Source organism: Parabacteroides sp. APC149_11_2_Y6, assembly GCF_054506995.1.
Genome location: NZ_CP173709.1, coordinates 4,347,717 through 4,370,057, shown reverse-complemented (window position 1 = coordinate 4,370,057; position 22,341 = coordinate 4,347,717). Strand labels below are relative to the sequence as shown.

At 45.6% G+C, this 22,341-nt stretch carries 11 protein-coding genes; 9 read left to right on the top strand and 2 right to left on the bottom strand.

The genetic code is table 11. From position 1 onward, the window contains the following. Nucleotides 1-11 precede the first annotated feature (11 nt). The 9 genes from ACGE0T_RS18030 to ACGE0T_RS17990 all read left to right on the top strand — a co-directional run bounded on the left by ACGE0T_RS18030 (nt 12) and on the right by ACGE0T_RS17990 (nt 17,518). Entirely contained in the window at nt 12-785 is a 774-nt protein-coding gene (locus tag ACGE0T_RS18030) for a DUF3823 domain-containing protein (protein WP_459187964.1), read from the top strand. Between the two features lie 127 nt (nt 786-912). Continuing rightward, a complete protein-coding gene (locus ACGE0T_RS18025) occupies nt 913-3,072 on the top strand; it encodes a GH92 family glycosyl hydrolase (protein WP_459187963.1) in 2,160 nt (719 codons plus the stop codon). Nucleotides 3,073-3,278: 206 nt separating this feature from the next. Further along, a complete protein-coding gene (locus ACGE0T_RS18020; protein WP_459190508.1) occupies nt 3,279-4,364 on the top strand; it encodes a glycoside hydrolase family 130 protein in 1,086 nt (361 codons plus the stop codon). A 5-nt stretch (nt 4,365-4,369) separates the two neighbouring features. Continuing rightward, nucleotides 4,370-5,755, top strand: coding sequence for an SGNH/GDSL hydrolase family protein (locus ACGE0T_RS18015; protein ID WP_459187962.1), 1,386 nt, complete (start codon nt 4,370-4,372; stop codon nt 5,753-5,755). 29 nt (nt 5,756-5,784) lie between these two features. Beyond that, entirely contained in the window at nt 5,785-8,286 is a 2,502-nt protein-coding gene (locus ACGE0T_RS18010) for a glycoside hydrolase family 38 N-terminal domain-containing protein (protein ID WP_459187961.1), read from the top strand. A 14-nt stretch (nt 8,287-8,300) separates the two neighbouring features. After that, nucleotides 8,301-10,625, top strand: coding sequence for a GH92 family glycosyl hydrolase (locus ACGE0T_RS18005; RefSeq protein WP_459187960.1), 2,325 nt, complete (start codon nt 8,301-8,303; stop codon nt 10,623-10,625). Between the two features lie 38 nt (nt 10,626-10,663). Continuing rightward, nucleotides 10,664-12,604, top strand: coding sequence for a sialate O-acetylesterase (locus tag ACGE0T_RS18000; protein ID WP_459187959.1), 1,941 nt, complete (start codon nt 10,664-10,666; stop codon nt 12,602-12,604). A gap of 42 nt (nt 12,605-12,646) precedes the next feature. Beyond that, the gene (locus ACGE0T_RS17995) at nt 12,647-14,941 is read left to right on the top strand and encodes a GH92 family glycosyl hydrolase (protein ID WP_459187958.1); all 2,295 of its coding nucleotides are present in this window, start codon (nt 12,647-12,649) and stop codon (nt 14,939-14,941) included. A 15-nt stretch (nt 14,942-14,956) separates the two neighbouring features. Next, nucleotides 14,957-17,518 carry a glycoside hydrolase family 2 protein gene (locus ACGE0T_RS17990; RefSeq protein WP_459187957.1) on the top strand — a complete coding sequence of 854 codons (2,562 nt, stop codon included), beginning with the start codon at nt 14,957-14,959 and terminating at the stop codon, nt 17,516-17,518. 97 nt (nt 17,519-17,615) lie between these two features. Here the strand turns inward: ACGE0T_RS17990 and lacZ4 are convergent, their stop codons facing one another. After that, nucleotides 17,616-19,661, bottom strand: coding sequence for a beta-glucuronidase LacZ4 (gene lacZ4, locus ACGE0T_RS17985; RefSeq protein ID WP_459187956.1), 2,046 nt, complete (start codon nt 19,659-19,661; stop codon nt 17,616-17,618). 133 nt (nt 19,662-19,794) lie between these two features. Beyond that, nucleotides 19,795-22,341 (bottom strand): TonB-dependent receptor, encoded by a 2,547-nt coding sequence (locus ACGE0T_RS17980; protein WP_459187955.1) that lies wholly within the window; start codon nt 22,339-22,341, stop codon nt 19,795-19,797.

The window sequence follows — 22,341 nt, the reverse complement described above, 5'->3', positions numbered from 1 at the left end:
ATATTCTGAAAATGAAAAGAATTATCTATAGTATCGTATCCATTTTGCTTGGCTCCCTTTCCCTGGTTTCTTGCCAGGATGACAACTACGATGAGCCCAACTCCGGAATCAAAGGCCGTTTCATTGATGCTGAAACATCAGAAATCGTTCCTATGCCGGTACAGGGAGACAATGGCGTACGCTTAAGACTGTATGAAAAAGACCGTTTCTATTCTACAGGCCGCGACCACTCGGAACTTCCGGTTTCTTTCTATGCCAAAATAGACGGAACCTACGAAAACAGTTGGGCGTTCAGCACGGATTACCTGCTCACATTCGAACAGACCAACTTTTATCCGGTCGACACGATAGAAGTGTCTCTTCAAGGGGGAAGCATTACGGAGAAAGACATCCTTGTCACACCTTATGCCCGTGTCAGTGTTGTGAAGGCGGCTTTCGAGAACAAGCAACTGAATGTGACTTATAAAATTTCAAGAAGTAAAGCGGATTACAAAATTGAAAACACATTCCTTGCCTGGCACATCAGCCCGTATGTAGATAAGGTAACCGGCAACTTTATGGATATGAATACCATCGACCGTAAAAATACCGAAGACAGCCAGTTACTGGATACGGAACTGACACAGTCCATCGACCTTACCGACAACGCAAACTTCAACAAAGAAGACAACAAGGCGATTATTCTCGGTAACGGAAGCCAGATATTCATCCGTATCGGTGTAACGACAAACGGAAAAGTAAACTACAGTACGGTTGTTCCCGTTAAAGTTACCATAGAAAAATAAACAAAAAGGTTTATAGGTTTAGTCTATTCACTTACAGGTATATATCCCTCTCCGTATCCTATGTTCCCATAGGATACCGGGGAAGGTATATCCCTAAGCAAAACGATTTTACTCTTATAAAAACAACATGAGAAAACAGTTATACATCACTTTCCTGTCTGTTGCAACATTGGTTGTGTCGCTCCAGCCAACCGCTTCGCATGCGCAGGACTATAGCAGGAAAGTAAACACATTAATCGGTACCCAGGGAAATGGCTGGTCTTCGGGCTATTTATATCCGGGCGCTACATACCCTTTCGGGATGGTTCAGTTTACGCCGACCTATTTCACGAAACAATTGGGATTTGTTATCAACCAGTTGAGCGGGGCAGGCTGCGACCATATGGGTAACTTCCCGACTCTTCCGCTATCCGGCGAATTGAAAGTATCACCGGACAGCATTATAAACCTGAGGGCATCCCTTAGTAAAGAGAAAGGGACAGCTGGATATTATACAACCCTTGTCAACGACAGCATACAAGCCGAATTAACGGTTACGGAAAGAACCGGGATGGCTAAATATTCTTTTTCGGCGAACGAAAACAGAGGAACGGTTATCATTGGTGGCGGTGTAGCAGCAACGCCGATAGAGGTTGCTGCCATATCAATCACTTCTCCTAATACCTGCGAAGGGTATGCCGAAGGCGGCGCTTTCTGCGGGTTCCCTACTCCCTATAAAGTCTATTTCGTTGCAGAGTTTGATGTTCCTTCCGCATCATCAGGCGTATGGAAAGAAGAACGCTTACTTCCGGAAGAGAAATTTGCGGAAGGCAAACACTCCGGTGTGTATTTTACTTTCGACCTCAAGAATAAAAAAGAAGTACTATATAAAATCGGAGTATCTTATGTCTCGGTCGAAAATGCAAGGGAAAACCTGAGAACGGAGAATCCGGCATGGAACTTTGCCGCCATAAAGCAATCTGCTGCCGACAAATGGAACCGATATCTGGGTAAAATTGAAGTCAAAGGAAAAAATGAAGACCGTATATCCCAATTCTATACACATCTGTACCATTCGCTTATCCACCCCAATGTATGTAGCGATGTGAACGGCGAATATATGGGTTCCGATAATAAAGTGTATAAATCCGAACGCAATTATTACACCTCTTTCAGTAACTGGGATACATACCGTACACAAACTCAGTTGATGGCAATGCTGGCTCCGGATGTCACTTCCGACATTGTTATGTCGCACCAGTTGTTTGCCATTCGTTCGGGAGGCGGATTCCCCCGTTGGGTACTGGCGAATATAGAAACAGGTATCATGCAGGGAGACCCTACCCCTGTTCTGATTGCGAATGCATATGCGTTCGGCGCCCGTAATTATGATACACGCAGTATCCTGAAGACGATGCGTTACGGGGCAGAAGTGCCGGGAACTAACTCGCAAGGGGTACTGACCCGTCCCGGTCTGGAACAATATCTTGAAAAAGGGCATTATGATGCTTCCGCCATGCTGGAATATACATCCTCCGATTTCGCTATCGGAAGATATGCACTCCAGGCTTGCAACGACGAACCGGTATGCAACTATTATACCAACCGTGCCATGAAGTGGAAGAACTTGTATGATAAGGAAACCAACTGGCTCCGTTCCCGTAACGAAGACGGTTCATGGAAGAATCCGGGAGACGATTGGCGCGAATCCACCTACAAAAATTACTTCTGGATGGTTCCCTACGATCTGGATGGATTGCTTCAAATAATCGGGGGCAAACAAGAAGGGGAAAAACGCCTGGACGAATTATTCCGCCGCCTGGATGCCAGCTATGGAGATGAATGGTTTGCTTCGGGAAACGAACCCAGTTTCCAGATTCCCTGGATTTATAACTGGGTGGGTGCTCCTTACAAAGCACAGCATATCATCCGCAAAGTGCTGAACGAACAATATAACAGCCGCCCGGACGGACTGCCCGGAAATGATGATTTAGGTTCGATGGGCGCTTGGTATGTATTTGCCAGTATCGGTCTTTTCCCGGAAATACCCGGAGTCGGAGGCTTTTCCATCAATAGCCCGGTATTCCCGGAAATTGTATTGCATCTGGCAAATGGCGACCTTGTAATAAAAGGAGGGGATGAAAAGAAGGAATATATACAGGGATTGAAAATAAACGGTAAAAAATCGGATTCAACCTGGATTGACTGGAACGACATCAAGAACGGCGGGACACTGGACTATTCGTTGTCTACCAAACCGGACAAGGCATGGGGAACTTCAGTTGCTCCACCTTCCTTTGGCAATTAAAACGGCTTAAATGATATGATTGCACGAAGAATGTTAAATACAAAGGCTCAATAACAGATATATTTTATAATATTGTAAGCCTAAAACAGTTGTGTAATAAATTGTATCCGTTAAATCTACTAATTTAATAAAAGATATCCATGAATAAAGGTATTATGATTCTCTCAGCCGGTTTGTTACTGGCGATAGCATCCACATCATGCGAAATGAAAAAGAAAAGTCCGGAAACTGCCGCGGCAGATACTACTGACTGGTGTCTGGACGGTTTCGGACGTCCTGCCGGTAAAAATCCGGTTATCTCACCATTGGTGAGTACTAAATTTTACTGCCCGATGCGGGAGGATTCCGTAGCTTGGGAAGAAAGTGACACATTCAATCCGGCGGCAACCATTTACAACGGCGAAATTGTCGTTCTTTACCGTGCTGAAGACAACTCGGCACAGGGCATAGGCTCCAGAACTTCCCGGTTAGGCTATGCGACCTCTACCGATGGCGTTAATTTCATCCGGAAAACCACCCCTGCTTTCTATCCGGCAAAAGACTCACAGGAAGCAAACGAATGCCCCGGCGGTACCGAAGACCCGCGCGTTGCGATGACCGAAGACGGAACTTATGTATTGCTTTATACACAATGGAACCGGAAAGTGCCCCGCCTTGCCGTAGCTACTTCCAAAGATTTAGTGAACTGGACAAAATACGGACCGGCATTTGCCAAGGCATACGGAGGTAAATTCTATGATGAACCGTCCAAATCCGCTTCTATCGTGACAACAATGAAAGACGGAAAACAGGTTATCACAAAAATCAACGGTAAATATTTCATGTATTGGGGCGAACAGAACGTATATGCCGCCACATCCGAGAATCTGACAGATTGGGAACCGCTTGTCGATAAAGACGGTAACCTGTTGAAGTTGTTCTCTCCCCGTCCCGGGAAATTTGACAGCCACCTGACGGAATGCGGTCCTCCTGCCATTCTTACCCAGAAAGGTATCCTATTACTATACAACGGAAAAAACAGAGACGGCTCCGAAGGGGATACGGCTTATCCTGCCAACTCCTATTGCGCAGGTCAGGCTTTATTCGACCTGAAAGACCCGACGAAAGTAATTGCACGCCTGGACAAACCGTTCCTGCAACCTACGGACGATTTTGAAAAGAGCGGCCAGTATCCGGCTGGAACGGTCTTTATCGAAGGGCTGGTGTATTACAAAAACAAATGGTATTTGTATTATGGCTGTGCAGACTCGTTCGTAGCCGTAGCAATTTCCGATAAACAATTAGAATTTTAATAAAGATGAAACACATAACAACATTCATAGCCTCCGCTTTGCTGGCTGTACAATCTTTGTCCGCCCAAAAAGCGCCGGAACCATTTAAAGCCGGCGACCGGGTAGTCTTCGTAGGAAACAGTATTACCGAAGGGGGACATTATCATTCGTATATCTGGTTATATTATATGACCCGTTTCCCGGACCAGCGTATGCAAATGTATAGCGCCGGTATCGGAGGCGATGCTTCCTGGGATATGCTGAACCGCCTCGAAGAAGATGCATATGCCAAAAAGCCGACAGTACTGACTTTGACTTTCGGCATGAACGACAGCGGCTATTACGAATATTTCCGGGATGACGCCGCCCAATTCGTAGAAAAACAATTGCAAAGAGTGGATACGACGTTCCAGGCTATGCAGAAAATAATGAAAGGACATCCGGAAGCAAAAGTAGTTATGATTGGCGGTTCGCCTTACGACGAAACTTGGAAGAATGCGGACAATAAACCGTTCCCGAACAAAAATGCGACAATTCAGAAAATCATTGCCATGCAGGTGGATGCGGCAAAGAAAAATGACTGGGCCTTCGTAGATTTCCACAATCCCATCTTACAGATTAATGCAGAGCAGCAAGCCAAAAATCCGGAGTTCACCTTAATGCAGGGCGACCGTATCCATCCGGACAATGATGGAAATATGCTGATGGCTTATTTCTTCCTTAAATCACAGGGACTTGCCGGAAAGCCGGTTGCCGAAATTTGTGTAAATGCTACAGACAAGAAGGTGGAGACACAAAACAACTGTTACATCAGCAATGTGGAAAAACAGAACGGGAACCTTTCATTCAACTACCTCGCAAAAGCATTGCCTTATCCTTTGGATACAGTGCCGCGTGGCTGGGGTAAAAAGAGAAGCCAGGCGATGGCAACCCAATATGCTCCGCTTATACGGGATATTAACCGGGAAGTATTGCAGGTTAAAGGCCTGAAAGGTAATTATACCCTGAAAATAGACGGAGAAGAAATCGCTACTTTCCCGGCAGAAAACTTGGCAAAAGGCATCAATATGGCAGAACTGACAAACACCCCCCAATATCAGCAGGCTGTAAAAATCATGCACCTGAACGAAGAACGTTGGGAAATAGAGAAACGTTTCCGCGAATATGCCTGGACGGAATTTGCCATTTTAAAAAATAAGGGACTTTTATTCGCCGATAATCATGTGGCAATGGACTCTATCCGTGCCAACCTGCATGCAAACATTTTCTTGCAGGGACATATCGACAATTTTACCAAGGCGATGCATCCGGAAATACGCGAAGCATGGAATAAGGAAATGGAACTGCTTGTCAATATGATTTATTCGATTGCACAACCTAAAATAAGGAGAATCGAATTAGTGCAGATATAAAAATAAAAAACAGACCAATAGTTAGTATCATGAGAAAACAAATCGTATCATCACTTATCGCCCTGATAGGACTGGGAGGGTTGCATGCGCAGTCTGTCTATTTTGCCGACGGATACCACGGAGGCGTGTTCGGGCATTACCCGAAATGGCAGACCGCATTTATGATGGATAAGCTGAAAGAAAATCCAGGCTGGCGGATTAATCTGGAATTGGAACCGGAGACATTCGACTCGGTAAAAGTCTGGGTTCCGGATACATATAGGGAGTTTCAGCAATTTCTGGCAAAAGAAGACGGACGGCTTATCGAATTTACCAACCCTACTTATTCGCAACCTTATTGTTACAATATCTCGGGAGAGAGCCTGATACGGCAGTTTTCTTATGGTATGAACTTATTGAGAGCCCATTTCCCTGCTCTTTCCTTCCACACCTATGCCGTGGAAGAACCTTGTTTCACCAGTGCTTTGCCACAAATACTCCGCTTATTCGGTTTCCGGTATGCCGTACTGAAAAACCCGGACACCTGCTATGGAGGATATATGGTGGCTTACGGGGACGATTTGGTAAACTGGATAGGGCCGGACAGCACCCAAATGCTGACTGTACCCCGTTACAGTGTGGAAAAACTGGAAGACAATTCCACCTGGCAGACAACCGCATGGAACAATTCTTCCAAATACCTCAATGCCTGCAAAGAAGGCGGCATAAAAAATCCGGTAGGTATGTGTTACCAGGATGCCGGATGGAAAAACGGACCGTGGCTCGGCGCACCGGAAAAAGCCTCGGGTACTTATACTTTATGGACTGATTATTTAAACCGGATAGCAGGCAAACAGGCGGCTAAAGACTGGAGAGTCAGCCAGGAAGACGTATTAGTATCTTTAATGTGGGGAAGCCAGGTGCTGCAAAAACTATCGCAGGAGATACGGGTTACCGAACAAAAACTGGTACAGACCGAAAAAATAGCAACCTTGCAAAAGTATTACGACCGGAAAGCCTGGGATGATAAAGCGTTCGACAGGGCATGGCGCAACTTATTGATGTCGCAACACCACGACTGTTGGATTGTCCCTTACAACAATATGGGAAGTACCGGAAAGACCTGGGCGGAAAACGTACGCTTGTACACAACCGAAAGCAACAGCATATGCGACCGCCTGATTGTTCCCCAACAAACGGATAACTCCAATATACGGGTATATAATACAACCGGAACAGACCGCAAGGAATTAGTTCATTGTAAAATAAATGCTCCGTGGAATACCACTCCGTTCGTTGTGAAAAACCGTTCAGGCAAAACCGTTCCCTATCAGAGAATATCAGCCGATGAAATTGTATTCCCGGCAGATGTCCCGGCAATGGGCTATACCTCCTTCTCCCTGAAAGAAGGGAAAGCATCCAAAAGTAAAGAAACACAAACCCAACGACTGGCAAACAACCATTTGCTTGTTGAAAACGACTTATACCGGATAGAGATTGCACCGGAAAAAGGAGGGACAATCGTATCCCTCTATAATAAAAAAGAGAAGAAAGAATGGATAGATAGCGGGGCAGGTTATGCCTTCAACGAACTACGCGGCAACTTTTATGAGGAAGGCGGTTTCTTATCTTCTGCCTCAACCCCGGCAAATGTATCTGTAGAAACGGACGGCGCTTTAATGACAACCGTCTCCGTCAGAGGAAAGATAGGACGGCATCCGTTTACACAATACCTGACACTAAAGAAAGGAGAACCCCGGATTGACTGCCGGCTGGTTATCGATTGGCAAGGTAATTCCAGAATCGGGGAACGAAAAGAAACCGGCAAGATGCAGGAAGTCCGCAAAACCTACTATGACGACCGTTATAAACTGCATCTGCTTTTCCCTGTCCTTCCGGGCTACAGGCAGATTTATAAAAACGCCCCTTTCGATGTTTGTGAAAGTAAGTTACAAAATACCTTTTTCAACCGTTGGGACAGCATAAAAAATAATGTCATCCTGAATTGGGTAGACTTGTACGACAAACAAAACGACCGGGCTTTCTGCCTGTTTACAGACCATACCACCAGCTACCTGCATGGCGAAGACTATCCGCTGGGACTGACCGTCCAGTATTCAGGCGGCGGACTGTGGGGACGGGATTATGCCATAAAGGAACAAACGGAAATCAATTACAGCTTTCTGCCTCACAGCGGTATGTGGGATAAAGCCCATATATCTTTTGAAAACGCGAAAAGAGATGAGCCGCTGGTCGCTTTGTATGAGGCCTCGGACCACCCATCCGCCTCTTTATTGAGTACACCGGATAAGGATTTGCTCTTAAGTACGGCTTATTATGACGGCAATGATTTAATTGTTCGCCTTTATAACGAAGGTACAAGCGGAACGAAGACCTTTGCATTGCCGTTTACTCCGGCTTCCGTGGAAGAAATCAATCTGGAGAATGAGAAAATAAAAGAGTACGCTTGTAAAAAAGAGAAGGACAGGCAGGTTCTATCTTTCCATATCCCTCAATTCGGAATGAAAACATTCAGGATTAAACAATACTAAAAACATACAGTCAGATGAATAAACTATTAGGCATTCTAATCAGCATTGCATTGACCGGTTGCAGTTCCGTTACAGACCGGGCGGAGACTCCCCTGCATGTATCGGATTACGTCAATCCGTTTATCGGAGCCAGTACAAATGTCGATGCCGCAGGAGCTTATCATGGGTTAGGAAAAACATTTCCGGGAGCAACAACTCCCTATGGCATGGTTCAGGTAAGCCCGAACACAATTACCGGAGGAGATAACGGTCCCGGGTACAGTTATGAGCATGAAAGTATCGAAGGTTTTGCTTTCACCCAAATGAGCGGAATTGGCTGGTACGGCGATTTAGGGAATTTTCTGGTAATGCCGACTACCGGGGAAATGAAAACCAATTCCGGCAAGCCGGATAATCCGGATGCAGGCTACCGTTCCCGTTATGATAAAAAATCGGAGCAGGCAAAAGCCGGTTACTATTCGGTTCTGCTAAGTGATTACATGATTCGTACGGAAGCAACAGCCGCCCCACATAGTGGGATGCTTCGTTTCACTTTCCCGGAGAATAAACAGTCGCGCATTCAAATAGACCTGGCACGCCGTGTGGGCGGAACTTCCACTTGGCAGGAAGTAAAAGTAGTGGACGACCATACTATCGCAGGAAAGATTATATGCACGCCGGATGGCGGAGGTTGGGGCAATGGAGACGGGAATGCCGATTATACCGTGTTCTTTTATGCCCAATTCTCCAAGCCGTTAAAGAAATACGGAGTATGGAGCGCCGATATACCGGACGGACAACCCCGCAAAAGGGAAAATATAGAAAGCGACGCGTATCAGCAACTAATAGCGAATGCACAGGTAATACCGGATATAAAAGAATTTAAAGGGAAACATCTGGGTTTCTATTCTGAGTTTGAAACCGGGAAAGAGGAACAGGTATTACTGAAAACCGGGATTTCTTTTACCAGCCCTGAAGGGGCGGAAAAGAACCTGAAAGCGGAAATACCGAATTGGGACTTTGATTCCGTATATGAAAACAGCCGCCTCCTATGGGATAAGGCATTGGGAAAAATTGCCGTGGAAGGTAAGAATGAAGAACAAAAGGCCATTTTCTATACATCGCTTTACCATACGATGATCGACCCCCGTATTTTTTCCGACGTAAACGGAGAATATCCGGGAGCGGATGGAAAGGTACATGCTTCCGATACATTCACCAAACGGACTATTTTCAGCGGATGGGATGTGTTCCGCAGCCAGATGCCTTTGCAAACAATCATCAATCCGCAATTAATCAACGATTTGTTAAATTCATTAATAACATTGGCTGAGCAGAGTGGAAACGAATATTACGAGCGCTGGGAGTTTCTGAATGCCTACAGCGGATGTATGTTAGGCAATCCGGCGATTTCCGTATTGGCTGATGCTTATGCAAAAGGCATTCGTGGATACGATATGGAAAAAGGGTACCGGTATGCCATCAATTCTTCAGAAAAATTCGGAAATGGGGAACTGGGATATACGCCGGATCCTACAGGCATATCTAAAACATTGGAATACGGTTATACGGAATGGTGCATGTCGGAACTGGCACGCCAACTCGGAAAGAAGGAAGACCAGGAGAAATACCAAAAACGCTCGCAGGCATACCGCAAGATTTACGACCCTGAAAAGAAAAGTTTCCGCCCCCGGCAGGAAGACGGTTCTTTTGTTGCCTGGCCGAAAGAAGGACGTTTGCAGGAATGGTACGGCTGTATGGAATGTAACGAATTACAGCAAGGCTGGTTCGTCCCGCATGATATAGAAGGGATGGTGGCTTTAAAAGGAGGAAGAGAAGCAGTGGTTGCCGACCTCGACAATATGTTTGAAAAAACACCTTCCAATTTCCTGTGGAACAACTATTACAACCATGCAAACGAACCGGTGCACCATGTCCCGTTCCTGTACAACCGTTTGGGGGAACCTTGGAAAACCCAGAAATGGAGCCGCTTTATCTGCGAAAGAGCGTATAAAAATGCCGTTGAAGGATTGGTTGGAAACGAAGACGTAGGACAGATGTCGGCATGGTATGTACTGGCAGCTTGCGGCATTCATCCGGTCTGTCCGGGAGAAACCCGCTTTGAAATAACGGCACCCCTATTCGAGCATATAGGCATACAGGTCGGAAAAGGAAAAACCTTTACGATTCTGGCACAGAATAATTCGCCTGAAAACACATACATCCAGTCTGCACGGTTAAATGGTAAAACATATACAAAGTGCTACATCGATTACCAGGATATCATGGCTGGCGGCACTTTGGAAATAGAACTGGGAGCTACTCCGAATAAAGAGTGGGGAAAGACAAGTGAAAATTGACAGTTGACAAGTGAGTATAATATATATATAAAGTAAATATGAGAAAGATTTTCAAACCATCATTATTAGTTGCCGGGCTATTGCTCAGTAGCTTTATGCAGGCGACTGTCAGCCTGCCGCATTTCTTCTCCGATAATATGGTACTTCAACGGGATATGCCTATCCGTATCTGGGGAAAAGCGGATAAGAAAGAAACCGTTGCCGTTTCATTTAACGGGACGAACGTAATGGTAAAGGCAGACAAGAACGGTCGCTGGCAGGTAGAACTGCCCTCCATGAAATACGGAGGTCCTTTTGAGATGACAGTCAAAGGAAACGACAATACCATCACGTTAGATAATATCCTGATCGGGGATGTCTGGTTATGCAGCGGGCAATCCAATATGGAATTTAACCTGAGTGGGGCACATAATGCGGAAGAAGCCATCCGCCAGTCTGAAAACAAACAAATCCGCTTGCTTACCGTTCCAAAAACGATACAGACAAACGAGTGCGACGACATACAGGCGGCTTCATGGGAAGAATGCAACCCGCTGACAAGCCCTACTTTTTCGGCTGTAGCCTATTTCTTCGGACAAGCCCTGGAAAGTGAGTTGGATGTTCCTGTCGGACTCATCCATTCTTCCTGGGGAGGTACGGATATAGAAACCTGGACAAGCTGGGAAGCTGCCATGGAAAACCCTGTATACGCACCTTATAAAGGCAAGACACTGGAAAAAGCGCTGGGCTATTCCATGCAGGATATCGAACGCTTCAAGAAAGCTATGGAAAAAGATAAAGGGCTGATTGAAAAGTGGTATGCCCCTGCCGTGAAAACTACGGGATGGAAAAAGACCCATATCCCGTCTATCTGGTCCGGCGATTTGAAAAATGAAGACGGAGTCGTTTGGTTCAGGACAGAAATTGAATTGCCGGAAGATGCAGCCGGGCTGGAAGGCCGCATCCAGTTGGGCGGAATCGACGACGGAGATATTACCTATGTGAACGGTGTAGAAGTGGGAAGAACCGATTTCTGGTTTGCCAACAGGAACTACCGCATTAAAGACGGCATACTGAAAAGCGGCAAAAATACGATAGCCTTGCGTATGACCGATACAGGAGCCATCGGCGGCATGTCCGCAAAAGATGAAGAAGTATATCTGGAAGTTGCCGGACGCAAATATCCTTTGGCTGGAGAATGGAGTTATAAACCGTCTGTACTGAGTTCATCCTATGGCTTTTCGAGTACAGGTTCCGGTCCTAACAGTTTTTCATCCCTGCTTTACAATGGTATGATACGTCCTCTGGTCGGTTATGGCATCAAAGGAGCAATCTGGTATCAGGGTGAAAACAATACGGCTCATGCCTGGCAATATCGTTCCTTGTTCCCGTTAATGATTAACGACTGGCGTAAACAATGGGGATATGAATTTCCATTTATCTGGGTGCAGTTGGCAAACTTTATGGCTATAGAGGCACAACCCCAGGAAAGCGAATGGGCGGAACTACGTGAAGCGCAGAATATGACTTTACGTTTGCCGAAAACCGGACAAGCCGTCATTACGGATATAGGGGAAGCCTTTGATATTCACCCGAGAAACAAACAGGATGTGGGTAAACGACTGGCACAAAATGCCTTGAAAATTGCTTACGGAAAGAATATACTGGGAGCCGGGCCGGCATTCGAGTCGATGAAAAAGGAAGGAAATAAAATCATATTGTCCTTCTCCAATACAGGCAACGGATTATCTACCAGCGATAAGAACAGATACAACTATGTCAATGGCTTTACCATTGCCGGAGCAGACCGGAAATTCGTCTGGGCACAGGCTTATATACAGGATGGAAAAGTGATTGTCTTCAACGACGGAATCAAAGAACCGGTTGCAGTCCGTTACGGATGGTCTAACAATCCGGCAGACAATAACCTGGTAAACAGTGACGGCTTGCTTGCTTCCCCGTTCCGTACGGATACATGGAAAGGCCTCACCGAGAAATAAACAAATCATATTTGTAACAATCAACAAATTCAAACCATACGAATGGATAAAAAGAACCGATTCAATATCAAACGTCTATTCACGGTACTCGTACTGATTGCCGGAATGGGCGTAGCCTCGCAGGCCGCAGCACAAAAAGACCTGGTCAAATATGTGAATACACTGCAAGGGACAAACTCTACTTATGAACTTAGCTGGGGGAATACGTATCCCACAACAGCCGTACCTTACCCAATGCATGCCTGGTCGCCACAGACCGGCAAAAACGGGGACGGATGGAAATATAAGTACACTGCCACTACCATACGCGGGTTTCAGGAAACCCACCAGTGCAGCCCGTGGATGGGAGACTACGGTGTATTTTCTTTAATGCCGGTTTTAGGCAAGCTCGTTGTCGGTGAAGAGGAACGCGCTTTATCTTTCACGCATGCCAATGAAATAGCCGGTCCGCATTACTATAAAGTTAAATTCGACAATGGCGTAACCACGGAAATGTCTCCGACCACCCGTTCCGCCCATTTCCGTTTTTCCTATCCTTCCACAGGCGATGCCTATCTTGTGCTGGACGGGTATACCAAAATGAGCGAAGTAAAGATAGACCCGAAAAACAGGCGGATTACCGGTTATGTGAACAACGGGGCTTTCGTACCTAAAGAGTTCATGAATTATTTTGTCATCCAGTTCGATAAGCCTTTTACGGCATACGGCACCTGGAATAATAAAGACAACCAAACGGTAAACGGTCAGTTAGCAGCTTCCGGTGCCGGTATAGGCGCTTATGTCCAGTTCAAAAAAGGCGTAAAAGTACAGGCCAAAGTAACCTCCTCCTATATCAGCCCCGAACAGGCTTTGGTTACGTTGCAACGCGAGTTGGGCAACCACAAATCGGTGGAAGACACGAAAAAAGCCGCCGGAAACGAATGGAATACGCTCTTGAATCGTGTATTGGTGGAAGGCGGAACGGAAGAAGATATGACTACATTCTATTCCTGCATGTTCCGTGCCAACTTGTTCTCCCATAAATTCTATGAAGAAAAAGAGAACGGGGAACCTTACTATTTCAGTCCTTACGATTCCAAAGTACATGATGGATATATGTTTACAGACAATGGTTTCTGGGATACCTTCCGTTCGCAATTTCCTCTGACAAACATTCTCCATCCTACCATGCAGGGACATTATATGCAAGCATTGCTCGATGCACAGGAACAATGCGGCTGGCTACCTTCCTGGTCGGCACCGGGAGAAACCGGCGGGATGATTGGCAACCATGCGATTTCTTTACTTGCCGATGCCTGGGCGAAAGGCATCCGGACATTCGACCCTGAACGCGCATTGAAGGCCTATGCACATGAAGCGATGAACAAAGGTCCCTGGGGCGGCGCCAACGGACGTTTTCTCTGGAAAGAATATTACCAGATCGGTTATATCCCTTATCCCGAATCCATGGGCTCTACGGCACAAACACTGGAATATGCTTATGATGATTTCTGCGGTTATCAATTGGCAAAAATGACCGGAAACAAATTTTATCAGGAGGTATTCGGCAAACAGATGTATAACTATAAGAACGTGTACGACCCTTCCGTCGGATTTATGCGCGGACGAAAGATTGACGGTTCCTGGGCGGACTTCGACCCGTACGAATGGGGCGGTCCGTATTGCGAGGGAAATGCCTGGCATTATACCTGGTCTGTCTTCCACGATGTAAAAGGATTGATAGACCTGATGGGAGGCGATGAAAAGTTTGTTGCCAAGATCGACTCTGTATTCTCTGTGCCCAATACGATAAAATACGGAACTTACGGAACGAAAATACATGAAATGCTGGAAATGGAACTTGCCAAGATGGGGCAGTACGCACAAGGGAACCAGCCTATCCAGCATATGATTTACCTCTACAGCTATGCCGGACAACCCTGGAAAACGCAGTATTGGATTCGCCAGGTGATGGACCGTTTGTACAACGGAACGGAAAACGGTTATCCCGGAGATGAGGACCAGGGCGGTATGTCTTCCTGGTATGTATTAAGTGCATTAGGTATTTACAGCGTTTGCCCGGGTACGGACGAGTATGTATTAGGCAGCCCTAAATTCCCCAAAGCAACGATTACGCTGGAAAACGGTAAAAAGTTCGTGATAGAAGCCAATAACAATAGCAAAGACAACGTCTATATCCGAAATGCCAGCCTGAACGGCAAAAATCATACACGCAACTTTATCAAGTACAGCGACATAATCAATGGAGGTATCCTCAAACTGGAAATGAGCGGCCAACCTGAAAAAAGCAGAGGTACTGCTCAGAGCGACCGTCCTTTCTCTCTTTCACAAAAATAAAATCAATCCATCTACATGATAAAACATCTTTTTTGTTTTATTGGTATGTTGCTCCCGCTGCTTTCAGCCGGGGCAACAGCCGATAAGGCCTCACTCAACACTGCCGCAAAAATAGCGGATTGGCGTATTAAAGCGCAGGTAGAAATAGGGAAAGACAGTCTTTCCATCTATCAGGAAGGGTATGATTGTTCCTCCTGGGTAAAAGCCATTGTCCCAGGTACGGTGTTCGGCTCATATGTGGAAGCCGGACTGGAAAAAGACCCGAATTATGCGGACAATGCCTATACTGTGGATAAGTCCGAATACGACCGGAATTTCTGGTACCGGACCGAATTTGCCACTTCATCATTGCCTGCCGGCGAAAAAGTCTGGCTCAACTTTGAAGGTATAAACAGAAAAGCCGAAGTATTCTTCAACGGAACCCGTATCGGTGAACTCGACGGTTTCATGGAAAGGGGTAAATTCGATATTACCAACCTACTGAAGAAAGAAGGGAATAATGTTTTGGCTGTCCTGGTCTACTGGCCGGCTTTGCCTATTCCCAATCATGCCAGCCCGACTTATATATCCAGTGCCAGTTGGGACTGGATGCCCTATGTACCGGGATTATTAAGCGGCATTACGGATGATGTGTATGTATCGACATCCGGTCCCGTATCTTTGGTCGACCCGTGGATACGGACCAAAGTACCTAATCCGGACGAAGCCGACCTGTCATTGCAATTCGAACTGAAAAACCATACGGGAGAAAAGCAAAAAGGTGTATTGAAAGGCGTTATTCATCCCGGCAATATCGAATTCTCACAGGAATTCAGTATTGATGCCGGTAAACAACGGACATTCCATATAGACAGCAGATGGTGTAAACAGTTGCATATAAACAATCCGGAACTCTGGTGGCCGAACGGATACGGGGAACCGAACTTATATACCTGTAACCTTCAATATATCGTAGACGGGAAAGTGTCTGACAAACAGGAATTGCATTTCGGTATCCGGGAATATTCCTATGACAGCGAAGGCGGTGTGTTCCATCTTTCCGTAAACGGAAAACGTATCTATGTAAAAGGAGGTAACTGGGGAATGAGCGAGTATATGCTTCGTTGCCGTGGGGAAGAATATGACTTGAAAGTCAAACTTCATAAAGACATGCACTATAACATGATACGCAACTGGATCGGCTCTACTACCGATGAGGAATTTTATGAAGCATGCGATAAATACGGTATTATGGTATGGGACGATTTCTGGTTGAACTCGCACCCGAATCTACCGGATGATGTATTCGCTTTCAATAAAAATGCCGTAGAAAAAATAAAACGTTTGAGGAACCATCCTTGTATTGCCGTTTGGTGTGGCGATAACGAAGGCATCCCCTTGCCTCCGCTGAATGGCTGGTTAAAGGAAAACGTAGCGGTTTATGATGGCAACGACCGGTATTATCACGCCAACTCCCGCGAGTTTGACCTGTCCGGAAGCGGTCCGTGGACCAATGGGTCGCCTGAATGGTATTTCACCAAATATCCCGGAGGCTTCGGCGACCATGCACAAAAAGGATGGGGATTCCGTACAGAGATAGGAACCGCCGTATTCACCACATTCGAGAGTTTCAAGAAATTCATACCGGAAGAACATTGGTGGCCCAGAAACGAAATGTGGAACAAACATTTCTTCGGACCTTCGGCAGGAAATGCCAGTCCCGATAAGTACTTTTCTACCATAAACGAAAATTACGGGGAAGCCACCGGCATAGAAGATTTCTGCCGGAAAGCACAGCTTCTTAACCTGGAAGTAAACAAAGCGATGTATGAAGGCTGGCAACATCATATGTGGGAAGATGCCTCCGGTATATTAACCTGGATGAGCCAATCGGCTTACCCCTCATTCGTTTGGCAGACCTACGACTACTACTATGATCTGAATGGTGCTTACTGGGGCGTGAAGAAGGCCTGCGAACCTCTGCATATCCAATGGAGCCCGGCGGATAATTCCGTAAAAGTAATCAATAGCAGTTCTTTCAATTATGCAGGATTGAAAGCGATTGCCGAGATTTATAATCTGGATGGTTCCAGGATGAAAGCCTACAACCGGACAGCGGAGGTCAATTCTCCTTCCAATACGGCATCGCTCGCTTTCAATCTGTTATTACCTGCCGAAAAGCAAAAGTCCGACTTATCGCCTGTCTATTTCATCCGATTGAAACTGACGGATAATAAGGGGACCGTTTTGTCGGAAAACTTTTACTGGAAAGGAACAGAGAAAGGAAACTACCAGGCCCTGAACAAGCTGCCTAAAGCAAAACTGGCGGTAAAATCGAACCTTCGGACAAAAGACGGAAAGAGCATCATCCGGGCTTCCATAAAAAATACAGGTTCTTCCGTAGCTTTCGGTGTCAGGGTTACCCCTGTTCGCTCCGGAGATAAGGAACGGATTCTTCCTGTGATGATGAATGATAATTATTTCACCCTGCTGAAAGGCGAAACGAGGGATATCGAAATTGAATTTGATACGGACCTTTTGAATAAGGGGAATTATCATTTACGCGTGGAGGCTTATAACAGTCCATCCGCCAATTAAAGGATAAAATGAATCTTCATTAAAAATACGTTTTTCCCATTTCATAACTATGGTTTTGGAAAATCATAACTATGATTTGGGAAAAACATAACTATGATTATTCTGCCGCATTCAGAAAGAACTCTACTTTATCCTGAATTTTTTCTTTCTTTTGTACGGAACAGGCTTCTATCTTATTTACGCCTTTTTGCAAGCAGGCACCTTTCCAGATAAAGGTCGCCAGTCCGTCCGGTCTTTGTTTGCCCAAACTTTTACCGTTAACAAACAATTCCACTTCCGGCAGATTAGAAAAGACCATGATGTCCGTAACCGGATTTATGCGGTCCCTGTTTCTCCGGTTGGAGATATACACAAACTTATCTTCTTGATTCCAGTTGGCTTTATAGAAATAGAAGGCATCCTTTTTCACCTTCCGGTCGTGGGTTATCAGCCCCTTGTCGTTAATACCGGGACGGTCGCCTTCCGTACGGTGGGCCGCACCGAAATCAAACAGGTTCCAGATAAAAGAGCCCCAGACAAACGGTCGTTCCGACAAGGCTTTCCAGTTTCCCATATGGTAATAAGTCTGGTAATTCTCAGGGTGCCACCAGCCGGATGCTTCTCCCCGTTTCATCGAATCCTGTTGATGGTAAATGCTGGCGCCTGCCCCATATTCACTGATACCGATTTTATATTCCGGATGGCTTTTATGGGCGGCATCCAGCCATGTACCCATATCGGAAGGCGAACCTCCGTACCAACCAAAATATTGGTTCCAGGCTATCACGTCGGTAATTCCGTTTATTTCGTTATCATACGGCAGGAAACTGGCAGAGGTAGTCGGTCGTGTAAGGTCTTCCTTATGAGCGAGTTCGTTTAGTTCCCTGATATATTCCACCGGACTGTCTCCGATGGTTTTCAGTTCGTTGAATAGTCCCCAGAAGCAGATAGACGGATGGTTGTAATGCTGTCGGATAAGTTCTTTGAGTTGCTCTTTTCCATTTGCGCGGAAAGAGGGCTGGTTGATATATCCTCTGTCCTGATACCCACCCGGGCCGATAAATGGAATCTCCGCCCAGGTGACGAGCCCGTATTTATCCATCAAGTCATAGAAACAGGAGGCTTGTGGATAATGGGCCAACCGTACGGCATTCGCTCCCATCTCTACCATAATCGCTGCATCTTCTTCATGGTGCTCTTTCCGTAGCGCATTGCCGACTTCGGCACGTTCCTGATGGCGGCATACGCCTTTTAATTTCAGATGTTCCCCATTTAAAAAGAAGCCATTCTCCGCATCCACATGATAGAATCTCAGTCCTAACGGTTGTTCCACACGGTCTGTTTCTTTACCATCGGAAAGCAAAGTTACTTCCGCCCGGTACATAAACGGGTCTTTTCTGCCGTTCCAAAGATGAGGATTCTTTATGTGAAATTCCAGACCGGCAGTTGCATAATCTTTAGCGTCTATCGTGATAGGCAAATCTTGTTCCCCGGCGAGCTTTTGCTCCTCCCAAATCCGGACACGGACACGGGCCGATTGCGCAATGTCACTTCCGTTGGACACAAGGACTTTCGCTTTTACATCCGCTTGTTCCTTTGTCACCTTTTGCTGGATCAGATATACACCGGGAGAGGCATAGTCCGTCAATGAAATATTAACGGATTCCGTAACGATCAATTTGACATCCCGGTAAATTCCTCCATAGAAATTGAAATCACCCACCAAAGGCATAATATCCAATTGAAGGGCATTATTTACTTTTACCAATAGCTTATTAGTTTCGCCATATTTCACCTTATCGGTGATCTCAAAGACAAAAGCCCCGTATCCTCCGCGATGTTCGCCGATGTGTACTTCGTTGATAAAGACATTTGCAACTGTATTCACACCTTCAAAACGAAGAAAAAGGCGTTTCCCCTGCCATTCGGGATTAATGAAAAGTTCTTTGGTATAATTGCCGACCCCACGAAAATAGTCTTGTTTACCGGAGAGGGCATCCTGTGCATTCCAGGTATGTGGCAAGTCCACCCGGCGCTCACTGTTAAACTGCACCTGATGCCAGAAACGGAATTTCCAGTTCTCATTAATCAAAATCTCTTTACGGGAAGCAAAGGCTGATGTACTTATCAATAAGCCAATCAACCAGAGGATTGTGTTTTTCATATATTGATGCGTTATAAATTTCAGGTCAAAAATAGCAATAAAAAAAGAACCGGGTTTACAGATACGCAAATTTCAACCTGCGTTATCCGTAAACCCGGTTCTCTAAATTATATCGGGAATTAACGAATTGCCATTACATAGTTTGTACACCTTCGTTACTGTTGCCACCGCTTTCACCGCCTTTCATATCATCGTTGGTGATGCCACGGCGAACTTTCTTGATACTGCCTTTCATGCTTCCGAAGCGGTATGAAATACTGAAACGAAATTCACGGGCACTACGGTAGTTCGTGCTTACGTTCTTAAATGCATATCCGTTCGTATTGCCTTCTGTTGTGCTTTCCCATTTCATTGTCTTCCAGAACGGGTTCTGGCAACCCACGGAAACAGACAGTTTCTTTTTCAGGAAATCCTTGCTGATATTTAATCCGGCAAAGTAGAACGGAGATTGTTTTCCCTGCAACATAATCCACGGGCTGAAATAACCGCCGTTTACATTGATACGGAAATCCAACGGTAAAGTGAACTGTGTTCCTGCAAACACACGTCCGCTGAATCCGTCGTTCTTCATATTCATTGCTGAACTCTTCAGGTCGGTATAGTCCAGACCACCGTTCATATAAATACGGAACCAAGCTGTAGGATTCCAGTTTCCATACAGGAAGAGACCCACCTGTTGCTTTTTACCGATGTTGCCATAAGTAGACCAAAGGGCGCCATTGTATTGGGCACGGGGATCGTCGAGCGGGAAGTCCGCAATCTCAGAATAACGTTCGATGGAGTTGTTTACAAACGTATAGCTTAAACTTGCATTGATACTGAACTTCTGTGAGAACATACTGTAGTTCAGGTTTACATTATTACTCTTTTCAGAATCCAGGTTCGGATTACCCTGGGAAATATCCTGCGGGTTGGTATCGTTGATATACGGATTCAGGAACCAGATACCCGGACGCTGGATACGCATATTATAACCTAAACGCAACTGGGAAGCCATACTTATCTGATAAGTAAGCGTAGCATTCGGAACCACATCAAAATAATTTGTACAGAAGTCCATTTCCGGTGCTCTCGCAAATTTGGCATCCAGGCTTGTACCTTCCGCACGTACACCGGCTTTTGCACCGAACTTATTGAACTTAACCAGATAACCCAGATAGGCGGAATAAATATGTTGCAAATGACGGAAATCACTGTTTTCCGACGAAACATCCACCCATTCTCCGTTACGGTCGACCTGTTCCAACGTATTACTCTTGCTCTGGCGGTTGATGTACTTCACGCCGGCTTCAAAAGTCTGGTCTTTCCATGTAGGAGTCGTATAGTCCACCTGACCGGTATGTTCGGTTGTTGAAGCGTCATTTATATTCCATTGCGGATAATCGTTGGCAAGCGGATACTGGTAGACGTCAAACAGTTCCGTATGGTTTTCGTTATCATTCGGAGAATGGCTGTAGCGATAAGATACCGTCAGCAACTCATCTTTCTTATGAGTAGAGTGCTGATAGTCCACATTGACATCCGTAGAACCGAATGTCCCTTTGGATTCACTGTTTCTTCTATAGCGGTAAAGGTCATCTACAGAAGCTTTTGTTCCCGGTACATTTCCCATTGTTGCAGACAGTTCAGATAAACTGGTCATATTTCCACGGAACAAGTTGGCACCGACACTAATTAAATTCAATGAGTCTATCTCATAACTACCTTCCAGATAACCATATTGGAACGGGCCTTTGTTTTTGCTGCGTCCTTCTTCGTTCAACAAGGTATGTTCCTGCGTTGTAGGATTATATGTCTCACGGGAAGAATAGGAATCATTCCAGGGAGAATTATTGTAGTTGTATCCATAGTTTGCCGTAATACCGAACTTTCCGGCTTTCACGGAAACATAGCCACCGGCTCCAAAGCGTCCCAATGTACTTGCATTTGCACGGACTGTTCCCGTAAATCCCTGAATGGCATTTTTAGTAGTGATGATATTGATAATGCCGCCTACGCCTTCCGCATCATACTTGGAACCCGGGTCGGTAATTACTTCAATATTCTTAATGGAGCTTGCCGGCATACTTTTCAATACATCGGAAGCATTATCGCCGCTTAACAAATTGGAAGGTTTCCCATTCATATAAATTTTATAATTGGAAGAACCTTTTAACTGAATCTTGTCTTCTCCGTCTACCGTAACCATCGGAACCTTACGGAACATTTCCAGAGCATTGCTGGTCTGAGCTTCCGGATCATCTTCCAAACTGTAGGTCAGCTTATCGACTTCAACCTTTACCAGAGGCTTTTGTGCCGTAACGGTAACTTCACTTATGTTTTGAGTATCATCCTGCATGAGTAATTTACCCAAATCGACAGTGGTCTTCTTTTCCGACAAAGTAAAAGCTCTTTGTGCCGGGGTTTTTCCCAGAGATTCTATCGACATGATATATTTTCCGGGTTTGTTGATGGTTGATGTAAACTTACCGTTGTCGTCGCAAGCCAATAATTTTACAGGCTTTTGAGGAGCAGAAGCCAATGCGATACGAAGGGTTGCATAGGGGACTGATTCATTTGACAAAGAGTCTACTACTTGGCCTTTGATGGTGAAAGTAACCGGTGCTACGCTCTTACTTTGTGCAAACAATGGGGCTGATACGCACAATAGTAGCATCAGGTAGAGTAGTTTTTCTTTCAT

Excerpts from the sequence above, each read along its gene's own strand:
- ACGE0T_RS18015 (WP_459187962.1), top strand. The coding sequence starts at position 4,370 with ATGAAACACATAACAACATTCATAGCCTCCGCTTTGCTGGCTGTACAA.
- ACGE0T_RS18010 (WP_459187961.1), top strand. The coding sequence starts at position 5,785 with ATGAGAAAACAAATCGTATCATCACTTATCGCCCTGATAGGACTGGGA.
- ACGE0T_RS18030 (WP_459187964.1), top strand. The coding sequence starts at position 12 with ATGAAAAGAATTATCTATAGTATCGTATCCATTTTGCTTGGCTCCCTT.
- lacZ4 (WP_459187956.1), bottom strand. The coding sequence starts at position 19,661 with ATGAAAAACACAATCCTCTGGTTGATTGGCTTATTGATAAGTACATCA.
- ACGE0T_RS18025 (WP_459187963.1), top strand. The coding sequence starts at position 913 with ATGAGAAAACAGTTATACATCACTTTCCTGTCTGTTGCAACATTGGTT.
- ACGE0T_RS17990 (WP_459187957.1), top strand. The coding sequence starts at position 14,957 with ATGATAAAACATCTTTTTTGTTTTATTGGTATGTTGCTCCCGCTGCTT.
- ACGE0T_RS17980 (WP_459187955.1), bottom strand. The coding sequence starts at position 22,341 with ATGAAAGAAAAACTACTCTACCTGATGCTACTATTGTGCGTATCAGCC.
- ACGE0T_RS18005 (WP_459187960.1), top strand. The coding sequence starts at position 8,301 with ATGAATAAACTATTAGGCATTCTAATCAGCATTGCATTGACCGGTTGC.
- ACGE0T_RS17995 (WP_459187958.1), top strand. The coding sequence starts at position 12,647 with ATGGATAAAAAGAACCGATTCAATATCAAACGTCTATTCACGGTACTC.
- ACGE0T_RS18000 (WP_459187959.1), top strand. The coding sequence starts at position 10,664 with ATGAGAAAGATTTTCAAACCATCATTATTAGTTGCCGGGCTATTGCTC.
- ACGE0T_RS18020 (WP_459190508.1), top strand. The coding sequence starts at position 3,279 with ATGAAAAAGAAAAGTCCGGAAACTGCCGCGGCAGATACTACTGACTGG.